12 protein-coding genes and 2 pseudogenes are annotated in these 13726 nt (G+C 42.3%); 6 read left to right on the plus strand and 8 right to left on the minus strand.

The genetic code is table 11. From position 1 onward, the window contains the following. The 4 genes and pseudogenes from AAC155_RS20950 to AAC155_RS20965 form a co-directional block, all read right to left on the minus strand. A pseudogene (locus tag AAC155_RS20950) lies at positions 1–95 on the minus strand (IS5/IS1182 family transposase); the annotation flags it as partial. A 106-nt stretch (positions 96–201) separates the two neighbouring features. Then, a pseudogene (locus AAC155_RS20955) lies at positions 202–948 on the minus strand (IS982 family transposase). A 238-nt stretch (positions 949–1186) separates the two neighbouring features. Next, the gene (locus AAC155_RS20960; protein ID WP_113044001.1) at positions 1187–1516 is read right to left on the minus strand and encodes a hypothetical protein; all 330 of its coding nucleotides are present in this window, start codon (positions 1514–1516) and stop codon (positions 1187–1189) included. 26 nt (positions 1517–1542) lie between these two features. Beyond that, positions 1543–2379: a hypothetical protein gene (locus AAC155_RS20965; RefSeq protein WP_113044002.1), complete on the minus strand. Its 837-nt coding sequence runs from the start codon at positions 2377–2379 to the stop codon at positions 1543–1545. 372 nt (positions 2380–2751) lie between these two features. Between AAC155_RS20965 and AAC155_RS20970 the strand changes: the two genes are divergently transcribed. Beyond that, entirely contained in the window at positions 2752–3201 is a 450-nt protein-coding gene (locus AAC155_RS20970) for a flavodoxin (RefSeq protein WP_113044003.1), read from the plus strand. A 57-nt stretch (positions 3202–3258) separates the two neighbouring features. Here the strand turns inward: AAC155_RS20970 and AAC155_RS20975 are convergent, their stop codons facing one another. From AAC155_RS20975 to map, 4 genes are all read right to left on the minus strand, one after another. Then, a complete protein-coding gene (locus AAC155_RS20975; RefSeq protein ID WP_011145044.1) occupies positions 3259–3645 on the minus strand; it encodes a DUF3461 family protein in 387 nt (128 codons plus the stop codon). Positions 3646–3859: 214 nt separating this feature from the next. Then, a complete protein-coding gene (gene dapD, locus AAC155_RS20980; RefSeq protein ID WP_113044004.1) occupies positions 3860–4684 on the minus strand; it encodes a 2,3,4,5-tetrahydropyridine-2,6-dicarboxylate N-succinyltransferase in 825 nt (274 codons plus the stop codon). A gap of 175 nt (positions 4685–4859) precedes the next feature. Further along, positions 4860–7508, minus strand: a complete 2649-nt coding sequence (glnD, locus tag AAC155_RS20985) for a bifunctional uridylyltransferase/uridylyl-removing protein GlnD (RefSeq protein ID WP_113044005.1) — start codon at positions 7506–7508, stop codon at positions 4860–4862. A gap of 138 nt (positions 7509–7646) precedes the next feature. Beyond that, positions 7647–8444, minus strand: a complete 798-nt coding sequence (gene map / locus AAC155_RS20990; RefSeq protein WP_113044006.1) for a type I methionyl aminopeptidase — start codon at positions 8442–8444, stop codon at positions 7647–7649. A 431-nt stretch (positions 8445–8875) separates the two neighbouring features. On the opposite strand from map, the gene rpsB reads away from it, so the two are divergent. The 5 genes from rpsB (at position 8876) to ispC (ending at position 13630) form a co-directional block, all read left to right on the plus strand. Continuing rightward, a complete protein-coding gene (rpsB, locus tag AAC155_RS20995) occupies positions 8876–9601 on the plus strand; it encodes a 30S ribosomal protein S2 (protein WP_112879142.1) in 726 nt (241 codons plus the stop codon). A gap of 150 nt (positions 9602–9751) precedes the next feature. Then, on the plus strand, positions 9752–10609 hold the full coding sequence (gene tsf / locus AAC155_RS21000; RefSeq protein ID WP_113044007.1) for a translation elongation factor Ts: 858 nt from the start codon (positions 9752–9754) through the stop codon (positions 10607–10609). Between the two features lie 153 nt (positions 10610–10762). Beyond that, complete coding sequence (gene pyrH, locus AAC155_RS21005; RefSeq protein ID WP_112879144.1) at positions 10763–11491, plus strand: UMP kinase; 729 nt, start codon at positions 10763–10765, stop codon at positions 11489–11491. A gap of 118 nt (positions 11492–11609) precedes the next feature. Continuing rightward, positions 11610–12167, plus strand: coding sequence for a ribosome recycling factor (frr, locus tag AAC155_RS21010; protein ID WP_113044008.1), 558 nt, complete (start codon positions 11610–11612; stop codon positions 12165–12167). Positions 12168–12433: 266 nt separating this feature from the next. Beyond that, positions 12434–13630 carry a 1-deoxy-D-xylulose-5-phosphate reductoisomerase gene (ispC, locus tag AAC155_RS21015; protein ID WP_113044009.1) on the plus strand — a complete coding sequence of 399 codons (1197 nt, stop codon included), beginning with the start codon at positions 12434–12436 and terminating at the stop codon, positions 13628–13630. Positions 13631–13726: the final 96 nt, after the last annotated feature.

A 13726-nucleotide genomic window follows, 5' to 3' on the forward strand; every position in this document is an offset into this window, starting at 1 on the left:
TGTGTGCCTAGCGGATGCTGAGTTTTATATTCGGGGATAAGTGGCGCCATTTTTCCCCAAAGTTCATCACTGAGCCGCCATTTATTGTTTGCCATATTCTCTATACCTTCAGAAATTATCCGTTATATACCCGTAATCATTGAAGATGCTTGATTTTATCCGAAATGGAGATCATTATCCTCGCTATGAAAATATTTAACCTCAGCTTCGTTTAAAAATAGCGATATCACAATCCCGTAAATTCAAGCTCGGTTTTTTAGGTTGGAATGTATAAGCAATTAGGCCAGCGACGATTTCCAATAAAAAACCGAGCTGACTGCGGTGTCTTGAATGCTCTATCTGAGAAATATTTTTAAGCTGATCTATGACCGTTTCTATCAAAAATCACCTTCTTAACATCAGCTTATCCCAGAGATATAACGCTTTTGTCTTCATTCTTCATGTTACTACGGACATGAGTGATTAACGTGCTTCCAGTTCATCGCACAAGGCCTGTGACAAATACCCTTTATCGCCATATAAACACCCTGTTAACCCTTGTACCCGCGCTTTGACAGGATGACGCTCATCTTTATTTCCTGAGGTCAACTTAACCGCCAAAAGTTCACCACAATTATTGATAACCAGATGAAGTTTAAAGCCATAAAACCAGCCGGTATTGGTTTTCCCTCGCTGTGCGACGCCTTGAAATACGCGATGACGGGGAATACGGAGATTGTGGCAAACGGCAATTTTGGTTGAATCAATAAAAGCGATCCCCTGGGTTTCAGCTTTGCGTGACGAAAGAAAAGCACAGAGAGGAATGAGCGCCCTTTGCTTTAAGGTTAACATGCGGGTGTAGCTGACCAAGCGGGGAAAATCGGCCTTAAGATAGTGTTTGACATGCTGAATATAAAACGTTTTAAAATCACGATAATGGCTCATGTGGAATAAAATGAGGAGCGTCATCACTTCACTGAAAGAAAGGGAAGCTTCGCGGCGACGTTTGAGCAAACCATTTTCAATTAACTATTGATGCCAGAGAGGAATAAATTTTTGGCAAAAGTCATCGACGCAGCAGTAAAGTTCTTCTAAATTAAACATGCCTGAGGATCTCCACGATTTTGTTTTATCTAGCAAAAACTTTGATCGTGCCTCAGGCACTTAGTTCGCTTCTTAAGCAAACCTCAGGTTAATTATGTTGGATTTATTGTTTTTTAGAGTTAATGGTAAAGTGAAAAATAGTCGAAATAACTATTGAAGAAATTAGTAATATTGTAAATCCAGAAATGATGTCTTCAACGCCAACACCTAAATAAATAGTATAAAAAAGGATGATCATAGTAATAAATACATAAATACCTGATTGCATACCCAAAGTATAAAGAGAGTTTTTTGAATATAATCCTAGATAAGAGAAAAAAATAGGTTGCATAATGGTATTAGCTAAAAATACCATAATTGTGAATAGCAAATAGAGTATGCCAGAATTTGTTATAATGCCAAGTAAACAGAATCCGAGAGAGAATAATTGCATGATATTGCCTATCATGATTCTTTTGGTTAAAAGTGCAGATTTAATGACATGATCCCAATTGCACAGGGGAACCATATAATCAGTAATATGATATACATTTGAATTATATCAATATGCTCAAAATATTTTGTTCGCATTGATGGCATAATCATTAAGGATAGGAAAAAGCAAACATTGATTATAACTAAACTGGAAAAGTCAAAGAAAACAGCTAATTTATTGGTTGTTTTCACAGGATATTTAATATTGTGTTTTTGTTTTTTTAAGTTATTGTTTTTTAAATTGTTGTTTTTTAAATTATGACTTTTAAAGTCAGTTAAATAAATAATTGAAGCAATAGAGTAAATAAAAGCAGAAAAAAAGTCTGCTGATGTACGGGAATTTAAACTTAAAAGAGAGAAAATAACAGGAATTAAAAATGGTAGACTTAATAACGCCAGGCTTAAAATAGAAAAATTACTATTCGTTTTCTTTTCATTTCCTGTGGTTATAAGAATATTTCTTCCCATTGTGACAATAAATCCACTTATTACTCCCCATAATATTCTATGCAGAGTATCCAGCCAAATTGGAATAAGTATTGTTTCTCTTACAAAGAGAATGCAGTTTATCGTTGCTATTAATAAGAAGAAGCCAAAAATATTTTTTTCAAACAAAGCAATATTCATTTTTCGAATAAAAAAGGATATGGTCATACATCCCAGAGATAACCCTAATAAATAAGAAAAAACAGGAATATAAGCGTTTAAAATCATTCCTCCGCTTTTAAGCACGGTATCTACCCAAATCATGAGACCCGATGAGCCGGTAATATTTTCGGCACTTAATAACACACTAAGCACGACAGCTCTATTATTAAACATGGTGATGGTTTTCCTTTATTTAGTGCTTATTTGTGCCATTCTATTAATCTCATTATGCTATTATTGATCTTGAAGAAAAGGATATAGTCATTTTTCATATTAATATCAATATCATCAACTAAAGTTGTTTAAAAAAGTGATTTTAACACTGAATTATTATTGATTAAATAACTTGATTTAAGACGACGTCTTTACGGCGGGGAGCAGTCACGATCCTGTTTACATGACAGAGTCAACTTGATAGTGGCAATATTTGATTTGATGCGACGACTTAGCTGGTAAGGTAATTATCCCTGATTTGGGAAGGGTTGAGTTTTCTGCTGTTGCCAGCGAGGATAACTAATAATTCCTTTAAAAAGAGATAAATAAGTTATGGCAAAGATAGGTATTTTTGTTGGTACTGTTTATGGTAACGCGCTCGCTGTTGCAGAAGAAGCACAGCAGATCCTTGAACAACAAGGTCACGATGTAGAAGTCTTTGAAGAGGGGGAGCTGGAACAATGGCAATCCTATCTCGATCAAATGGTTTTAGTTATCACTTCAACGACTGGACAAGGGGATTTACCCGATAATATTCAACCTCTTTATTATGCCTTGCGAGATGAACTGGGTTATCAGCCAGAATTACGCTATGGTGTGATCGCCTTGGGTGATAGCAGTTACGAGAATTTTTGTGGTGGTGGCCGCACTTTTGATGAGTTACTACAAGAGCAAGGAGCAATAAGAATCGGTGAAGTTTTGATGGTGGATGCAGTGGAGGAAGCTGAACCGGAAGTTTTTGCTCAGCCTTGGATCAGACAATGGGGAGAGTTAATTGAATAATTACAATACACCGCTTATACCGAATAGGATATAGGCGGTGTAATTAATAGAACCGTTTTATTTACGGGTTAGTTTTTCCAGATCGGCTTCAATCTCGGCAATCTTGTTGGCAACAACGTGTTCAAGATGACGCAGGTCGTCAAGGATTTTGTGTTTCAAATCGATTTCTACTTGGTCACGTTTGCAAATCTGATCCAACTCTTCAATCACATAACGCAGGTTGGTATTGATTTCGTTGATCTCTTTGTATCCTTGCTCTGCATTGTTTGCAGTCACAGTCTTGCGCTGACGCGGATATTTGAATTTCACGCTTTTAGCAAAGAATTCACCTTTATCCTTACGAAAATAGATTTTCAGAATATCGTTGTTAGCTTCTTGACGCAGACTATAGCGGTCAATTTCTTCGGGATATGTGATCCCCAGACTCTTTAAGTTATCGTACATGGCACCACCTTAAGGGTATTTTTCCCAGTAGGTTATTCTATGCGTCATTTTGAATCCGGATCGTCTCCAAATACCTTACGTACTTTGTGTACGTTTCGGAGCGTGCATGTTGTCCGTATTCAAACTGTCTATATTAATAACACTAACTGAGGTTGGTAATGATGATAAAAAGCAAAAAAATAGCGGACTTATTTATTATCCGCTATTTTAAAGTTTAATCTATCGATCTGAGGAGTTCATTAATGCCCACTTTTCCTCGTGTTTTGGCATCCACTTTTTTGACAATGACAGCACAATACAGGCTGTAACTACCATCTTTTGATGGGAGGTTGCCAGAGACAACAACAGAACCCGCAGGGACACGACCATAATGAATTTCGCCTGTTTCACGATCATAGATTTTGGTGCTTTGACCAATATAGACACCCATTGAAATCACTGAACCCTCTTCGACAATCACACCTTCTACAATTTCAGAACGGGCGCCAATAAAGCAGTTGTCTTCAATGATGGTTGGGTTCGCTTGTAATGGTTCCAATACACCACCGATACCGACACCGCCGGATAAATGGACATTTTTACCAATTTGGGCACAGGAGCCGACTGTTGTCCAGGTATCTACCATTGTTCCTTCATCAACATAAGCGCCGATGTTGACATAGGAAGGCATCAGTACGCAGTTACGGGCAATAAAGGCCCCTTGACGTGCTGCCGCAGGAGGCACTACACGAAAGCCCTCTTTTTCAAATCTTGCCTGATCATAGTCAGAGAATTTCATCGGAACTTTATCGAAATAACGGCTTTCTGTGCCATCAATGATCTGATTTTCATTAATACGGAAAGAGAGCAGTACAGCCATTTTTAGCCATTGATGAGTGACCCACTGACCGTCAATTTTCTCTGCAACGCGTAGCTTTCCACTATCCAGCAGGTTGATGACTTGAGTAACTGCATCACGTGTTTCATGGTTGACGGTTGCTGGAGTAAGCGTTGCACGGTTTTCAAAAGCATTTTCGATAATGGATTGTAATTGCTGCATTGCATCGGGTTCCTTGGTTATCGTCCGAATCATGGGCTTATACCCGTCATCTTTCAAGTTGCCTCTTTGTTGGCTGCACTCACTCACCCCGGTCACATCGTTATCTATGCTCCCGGGGATTCGCTCCCTTGCTGCCGCGATGCATCTTGAAATCCATTAGGGTATATATATTGAGTTATATTTTATCCTTTGGATTTAGGGTTGCTGTCAACCTTTCTGACAATTCTTCTCTGACTTTTTTATTTAATGCCTTGTGGTCTTTATCTGCCAGCACAAAAAAATCTTCGACACGTTCACCGATGGTGGTGATGTGTGCACCATGCAGTGAAACCCCCATTTCGGCGAAAATATTACCGACCCTTGCCAGCAATCCCGGTTGATCCAGGGCAAATAGTTCCATATAGGTTCGTCGTTCATTATGGGTAGGCAAGAAGGTGACTTTTGTTGGTACGTTGAAGTGACGCAGTTTGGTTGGCAATTTTCGTGTTTTCGGTGTTTTGGTGTGAGGAGCCAGAACAACTTGTAAAAGTGCGTCACGTATTATTTCATGGCGATCCGATGCTAAAGGATGACCATTGGGTTCCAGTACCACGAAAGTGTCCATTGTCATACCATCACGATTGGTAAAGATCTGAGCATTATGAACACTCAGGTTACGTCTATCCAGTTCGCCGACAACCGCCGCAAACAGGGAAGGACGATCTACGCTCCAGATAAAAATTTCTGTACCGCCACGGGTTGGCTTGGTACTTATCAGTATCAGTGACTCTTGAGAATCATGTTGCACTAAATGACGGGCGTGCCAGGCAAGTTGTTTTGGCGTATGACGAAGAAAATAATCTGCATGACAACGACTCCAAAGCTGATGAAGTTTCTGTTCGTTAATATTATCCTGGCGCAACAGAGCAAGTGCCTGGAAACGGTTATGACGGATGCGTTCCCGAAAATCTGGTGTATTTCCCTGGCGCAATTGATTCTCTGTAGAGAAATAGAGTTCCCGTAACAAACTCTGCTTCCAACTATTCCATAGGTTGACATTGGTGGCGCAGATATCAGCGACTGTCAGGCAGATCAGGTAGCGTAACCGGGTTTCATTGAGGATTTGATGGGTAAATTGCTTGATGATTTCTGGGTCCTGAATATCTCGCCTTTGAGCCGTGACTGACATTAACAGATGATGACGAACCAGCCAGGCTACTAAATCAGCTTCTCGTGAGTTAAGCCCATGTTGCAGTGAAAACGCGAGCGCATCGTCAGCGCCAAGTTCAGAATGGTCACCGGTACGCCCTTTGGCGATATCATGAAATAGTGCAGCAAGATGTAGGAGTTCTGGTTGAGGCAGACGAGGGTATAGCTCAACACAGAGTGGATGGGCTGGACGATTATTCTCATCGGCAAAACTTTCCAGTTTTCTCAGTACGCGGATGGTATGTTCATCGACGGTATAGGCGTGAAACAGATCAAACTGCATCTGACCGACGATATTGCCCCAAAGCGGTGTGTAAGCGCCAAGGACACTGTGACGATGCATGGGCACAAATGCGCTTTCAACCGCCCTTGGGTGACGTAGGATATCCATAAAGATTTGGCGAGCTTCCGGTAATTCACACAATGGCTGAGACAGGTTGCGGCGTGCATAACGGAGGTGGCGTAACGTAGTAGAATAAATACCTTGAACTTCTTCATGTTCCGCCATGCGATAAAACATTCGCATAATAGCGGCGGGTTCTTTGATAAACAGAGTTTCATCAATAAGATCAATAAGTTGTCCCCGTAGTTGGAATTCACTATCCAACGAGCGGGACTTTTCATGGGTTTCCAATGCCAGAATGGCTTCATCAAACAGTTGCAGTAGCATATTGTTGAGTTCGCTAACGCGGCGTGTCATCCGGTAGAAATCTTTCATCATTCGTTCTACCGGTTGATTACGCTCTCCGTGATAGCCTAGTAATTGAGCAATACTGAACTGGCGATCAAATAACAGACGATTATCATAACGATTGACTATCAGATGAAGAGCAAAGCGGATACGCCAGAGGAAACTTTGGCATTCATTTAATTCATTACGTTCTTCTGCTGTCAGGAAACCAAAGTCGACCATTTCATCTACGGAGGTTGCACCAAAATGGCGGCGGGCAACCCACAGTAGGGTATGAATGTCTCGCAATCCTCCGGGGCTGCTTTTGATATCAGGTTCCAGGTTATAACTGGTGCTGTGATAGCGCTGATGGCGTTCGTGTTGTTCGACAATTTTGGCATCAAAGAATTCAGTGGAAGGCCAAAAACCATCACTGAAGGTATGTCGCTGTAATCGAAGAAAAATGGATGGATCGCCACAAATTAACCGTGATTCGATTAAATTCGTCGCAATAGTCAGATCTGATAACCCTTCCAGCAAACACTCTTCAAGTGTGCGGACACTGTGGCCGACTTCCAGTCGGATATCCCATAGTAAAGTGATAAATTGTCCGACATTCTGAGCTTGAGGCGGTGTGAGTGGTTGTTCACTGAGTATCAACACGTCGATGTCAGATAGCGGATGCAGTTCCCGCCGGCCATATCCGCCGACGGCAATCAATGAAAGTGATGAAATTTTATCAAATCCATAGGCATACCATAATTGTTGTAATAACTGGTCTATGTAATCACTGCGTGCAGAAATCAAGGCTTCTGCGGAAATACCCGCTTTAAATGCATGTTCCAGCCAAAGCTGAAATTCTTCGAGGTGCTGTTTCAACACAGGGTAGCGAAGATCTTCACTGGAAAAATCAGCGGGAGAAAGTGGCGGGATAGGGGCTTGAATTGTGGCGATATCTGCTGACATAAGTATAAACCTATGAGAAAGGCGAATCATAACGGCCAGATTACTGAGAAAGTAGGGTGTTGAACAAGGGGATATTGCGGAGAAAAGATTTAGAAGCCTTGTATGATTTCAACAAGGCTTCATAGTTTGCTGTTTTAATTATTCATTTACCAAGACTGCGGAAAGCGTTGGCTCTTCTTCTTTACGCAATGTCATGATTTCGCAGCCGTTATCAGTAACAACGATGGTATGTTCATACTGCGCAGACAGGCTGCGGTCCTTGGTTTTGACTGTCCAGCCATCTTTCATGGTACGGATGTGGTAGTCACCGGTGTTAACCATTGGCTCAATAGTGAAAGCCATACCTTTTTGCAGAACAACGCCACCATCATCTGCATCATAGTGCAATACTTGTGGTTCCTCGTGGAAGCCTGCGCCGATGCCGTGACCGCAATATTCACGGACCACAGAAAAATCGTTGGCTTCAACAAATTGTTGGATGGCTCTACCAAGGGTGCGCAGACGAATACCGGGTTTCACCATTTTCAAGGCTAGATAGAGGCTTTCCTGAGTGATGCGGCACAGGCGCTCACCCTGAATGGTTGGTTTACCAACTATGAACATTTTTGATGTATCACCGTGGAAGCCCTCTTTGATGACAGTCACATCGATATTAACAATATCGCCATCTTTCAAGGTCTTATCATCACTTGGGATACCATGACACACTACGTCATTAACAGAGATACAAACAGATTTTGGGAAACCGTGATAGCCAAGGCAGGCAGAGACAGCCTGTTGTTTATTGGTAATGTGATCGTGACAGATACGATCTAATTTACCTGTTGTTACACCGGGTTTGACGTAAGGTTCAATAATTTCCAATACTTCTGCCGCCAGTCGACCGGCGACGCGCATTTTTTCAATATCTTTAGAGGTTTTAATTGAGATTGCCATGAAACTTGTCCATTCAAAGCCAGCGAATCTGCTGGTTGTCTGTTTTTCAACAAGGAAAAAATTATTGAACTAATGGTATCAGCCTACAGAATATCTGCCAATAACAGTTGGCAGCCCTATTTCCCTCGTTACCTTTATTTACTCATCAAGAATACCGTTCGTAACCGGGCTTTTCTTTCCACATTGAGCTATCAGAGAATGGCAACAAAAGTTGGTGTCTTAGGCCGGTTTATGATATAAAGCGCACCGGCGTTCTGTGTATTTGCCACTGAGGCAAAACAGGGTGGCGTTAAACATACTCACTGTGTAAATAACACACACGGGTCGGCACATACACCGGGGTGCTCTCATGCAGAACATGCAGCTAAAGAGTCGGTGTTATGGGGCTCGTGGAGGCATAACCCCAACTTAATATTTTACAGAGGTTTACAATGGCAACTGTTTCCATGCGCGATATGCTGCAAGCGGGCGTTCACTTCGGTCACCAGACTCGTTACTGGAACCCAAAAATGAAACCATTCATCTTTGGTGCTCGTAACAAAGTGCATATCATCAATCTGGAAAAAACTGTTCCAATGTTCAACGATGCGTTAGCTGAACTGAACAAAATTGCTTCACGCAAAGGCAAAATTTTGTTTGTTGGTACTAAGCGTGCTGCGAGCGAAGCGGTTAAAGAAGCAGCTCAGAACTGTGATCAATACTTCGTTAATCACCGTTGGTTAGGCGGTATGCTGACTAACTGGAAAACCGTTCGTCAATCCATCAAACGTTTGAAAGATTTAGAAGCACAGTCTCAGGACGGTACTTTTGACAAACTGACCAAGAAAGAAGCGTTAATTCGTTCTCGTGAACTTGGTAAGTTAGAAAATAGTCTGGGTGGTATCAAAGATATGGGCGGCTTACCTGATGCTCTGTTTGTTATCGATGCTGAACATGAACACATTGCTATCAAAGAAGCAAACAACCTGGGTATCCCAGTATTCGCTGTTGTTGATACTAACTCTGATCCAGATGGTGTTGATTTCATCATCCCTGGTAATGATGATGCAATCCGTGCAGTAAAACTGTATCTAGGTGCTGTTGCTACTGCTGTTCGTGAAGGTCGTTCTCAAGATCTGGCTGTTCAGGCAGAAGAAAGCTTTGTAGAAGCTGAATAATAAGGCAAGCTCATTATTGAGCCCTTATTAACCAGGTATTGAAATATATTGGTTAGGGGGGCCTGTTATGGCCCCCTTTTACGTATCTGATATAAGAACTATCCATGCGGAATACTCTCTTCCTGCGGGATACATCGAGGAATAAAACAAATGTCTGGAATTACCGCTGCTTTGGTAAAAGAACTGCGTGAGCGTACTGGCGCAGGTATGATGGAATGTAAAAAAGCGCTGGTTGAAGCTAATGGCGATATCGAATTAGCGATTGACAACATGCGTAAATCAGGTCAAGCGAAAGCGGCTAAGAAAGCTGGCCGTGTTGCTGCTGAAGGTATCATCCTGGCGGAAGTGGCTGCTGATAGCAAATTCGGCGCTCTGGTTGAGCTGAACTGTGAAACTGATTTTGTTGCCAAAGATGCAGGTTTCATTGCTTTCGGTAAAGAAGTTATGGCAACAGTATTGGCTGATAAAATCTCTGATGTTGAAACTCTGAAAGCTAAGTTTGAAGAACAACGTACTGCACTGGTTGCTAAAATCGGTGAAAACATTAACATTCGTCGCGTTTCTATATTAGAAGGTGAACAACTGGGTACTTACCTGCATGGTGCACGTATCGGTGTTCTGGTTGCGGCTGAAGGCGCTGGCGCTAATGAAGAGCTGATTAAGCATGTGGCTATGCACATCGCTGCGAGCAAGCCAGAATATGTTAACCCAAGTGATGTACCAGCTGATGTTGTTGATCGTGAGCACCAAATCCAACTGGATATCGCAATGCAGTCTGGTAAGCCACGCGAAATCGCAGAGAAAATGGTTTCTGGCCGTATGAATAAATTCACAGGTGAGATTTCTCTGACAGGTCAGAATTTCGTGATGGATCCAAGCAAAACAGTTGGCGATCTGTTGAAAGAAAACACTGCTACAGTGACCAGCTTCATCCGTTATGAAGTGGGTGAAGGTATTGAGAAAGTTGAGACTGATTTCGCAGCAGAAGTTGCTGCAATGAGTAAATAGTCTTAATTTTTACAAACAGGGCCGCCAAATGGCGGTTCTGTTTTATCTAATCTAAATCGCCTATCCCAGTAGGTGTTGAGTTTTTGCATCTGGTCAGAATGGCTCGGATGTATGTAAATCCCCAATATACTTTTCTGCTTAGGACAGAACATCATGGCAACCAATGCAAAACCCGTATATCAGCGTATCCTGCTTAAACTCAGTGGAGAAGCCCTGCAAGGTGCAGAAGGTTTTGGTATAGATGCCAGCGTGTTAGATCGCATGGCTCAGGAGGTCAAAGAACTGGTTGAGTTAGGCGTACAAGTCGGTGTCGTCATTGGCGGTGGTAATCTGTTTCGTGGTGCTGGCTTGGCAGAAGCAGGGATGAACCGTGTAGTCGGCGACCACATGGGCATGTTGGCAACAGTGATGAATGGTCTGGCAATGCGGGACGCATTACATCGCGCCTATGTGAACGCCCGTCTAATGTCTGCAATTCCTTTAAATGGCGTTTGTGATAACTATAGTTGGGCAGAAGCGATTAGTTTATTACGTCATGGTCGTGTTGTTATTTTCTCTGCGGGTACCGGCAATCCGTTCTTTACTACAGATTCGGCAGCGTGTTTGCGTGGTATTGAGATTGAAGCAGATGTTGTGCTAAAAGCAACTAAAGTAGATGGTGTTTACTCAGCTGATCCGGCTAAAGATTCGGAAGCGGTATTGTTCGATAAGCTCTCTTACCAGCAGGTATTAGAGCGTGAATTGAAAGTTATGGATTTGGCGGCATTCACGCTGGCTCGTGATCACAGCTTACCTATTCGCGTATTTAACATGAATAAGCCGGGAGCGTTGCGTCGTGTGGTAATGGGGGAAAATGAAGGCACCCTGATTTCTCACGAGTAATGTTCAAAGACACCAGAGATGTTTAGCGGTATGATGAGTCGCCTGATACGCCAAATTTAACAAACATGGTCATAATAGCTTATGGCTTTAAAACAACCAGTTCCCAAGGGTTTGTAACGTGATTAATGAAATCAAAAAAGACGCACAAGACCGTATGGAAAAGAGCGTCGAAGCACTTAAAAACCAAATCAGCAAGGTTCGTACTGGCCGGGCTTCTCCTAGTCTGCTGGATGGTATCACTGTTGAGTATTATGGTACACCAACGCCTTTGCGTCAGCTTGCTAACGTCGTCGCTGAGGATGCACGTACCCTAGCTATCACGGTATTTGATCGTACTATGACGCCGGCGATTGAAAAGGCAATCATGGCTTCTGATTTAGGGCTGAATCCATCTTCTGCGGGAACAACAATCCGTGTTCCTTTGCCACCATTGACAGAAGAGCGCCGCAAGGATCTGATTAAGGTGGTTCGTAGCGAAGCTGAGCAGGGGCGTGTCTCTGTGCGTAATATTCGTCGTGACGCTAACGACAAAATCAAAGCACTGCTGAAAGACAAAGAGATCAGTGAAGATGATGAGCGTCGTGCGCAGGATGATATTCAAAAGCTGACGGATAATTTCATCAAAAAAGTTGATGAAGCTTTGACGAAGAAAGAAGAAGAACTGATGGAGTTCTAATCTCTTTCATAAGATATATACCCTATGGATTTCAAGATGGATCGCGGCGGCAAGGGAGCGAATCCCCGGGAGCATAGATAACTATGTGACCGGGGTGAGAGAGTGCAGCCAACAAAGAGGCAACTTGAAAGATGACGGGTATATCAAGCGCTGCTATCTTGTGGCGCTATTTTTGTTCGGCATTTCTCTGAAGTCATGAGCGTTCATAGCCAGGCAAATCAGACAAGTATCAATACACATCAAATAAAACAATTCAGAGCATCAGTATGAAAAGGTTGACCATCCTTGGTTCCACAGGTTCCGTAGGCAAAAGTACACTTACTGTAGTTCGCAATAATCCTGATAAATTCAAAGTAACAGCGCTTGCCGCTGGAAAAAATATCCAGGTTATGGCTGAGCAATGTCTGGAGTTTCGGCCTCAATATGCTGCAATGGCGGATGAAGTTTCCGCAAAAGAGTTGCGTCAGCTGCTTATTGAACAAGGTTGTAAAACCGAGGTATTTTTCGGGGAACAGGCTGCGTGTGATTTGGCTGCTTTGAATGATGTTGATCAGGTTATGTCTGGGATTGTTGGTGTGGCTGGTTTATTGCCAACGCTGGCTGCCATCCGGGCGGGTAAACAGATTTTACTTGCTAATAAAGAGTCGCTGATCACCAGCGGTCGGTTTTTTATGGATGCTGTAGCGAAACATAATGCTCAATTATTACCCATTGATAGTGAGCATAATGCTATTTTTCAGAGCTTACCAGAGGTAATACAACGAAACCTTGGGCGCGGAGATCTAAAACAATATGGAATTGCTAATATCATTCTGACAGGATCTGGCGGGCCTTTTCGTCATACCCCTTTGGAGCAATTAGCTTTTGTAACACCGGACCAGGCTTGTGCTCATCCGAATTGGTCGATGGGGCGTAAGATTTCGGTAGATTCTGCGACAATGATGAATAAGGGCTTGGAATATATTGAGGCGTGTTGTCTGTTCAATGCCTCTGCTGCGGAAATGGAAGTAGTAATCCATCCTCAGTCAGTCATTCACTCTATGGTCCGTTATCAGGATGGCAGCGTTATTGCTCAATTAGGAACACCGGATATGTGTACACCCATTGCCTATGCAATGGCATACCCAAATCGTATTGCTTCTGGTGTTGAACCTCTTGATTTTTGTTCTTTAGGTACACTGACGTTCTCGAAACCAGATTATGAACGGTATCCATGTTTGAAACTGGCTATTGAAGCTTGCCACGCAGGTCAGGCTGCAACCACGGCGTTGAATGCAGCGAATGAAGAAATCGTTAAGATTTTTTTACAAAATGGAATCTCTTTCACAGATATTGCAATTATAAACCGGCAGGTTGTAGAAAAACTAAATTTGCCGGAACCTCAGAGCATTGAGGAAGTCTTACAGATTGATAATCTCGCAAGAGATTTAGCTATAAAGATTATTCGTTCATTTATCAGATAGTCTTTGATTGGCAAATGGGTATTTGTCCGCATTTTTACCTGATGGTATAGTTTGAGTATAACTGTTGGTTGATATAATTAACGGTTCAGATTTTGG

The sequence above is a fragment of the Photorhabdus sp. HUG-39 genome, assembly GCF_963878365.1.
Classification (GTDB): Bacteria; Pseudomonadota; Gammaproteobacteria; order Enterobacterales; family Enterobacteriaceae; genus Photorhabdus; species Photorhabdus kayaii.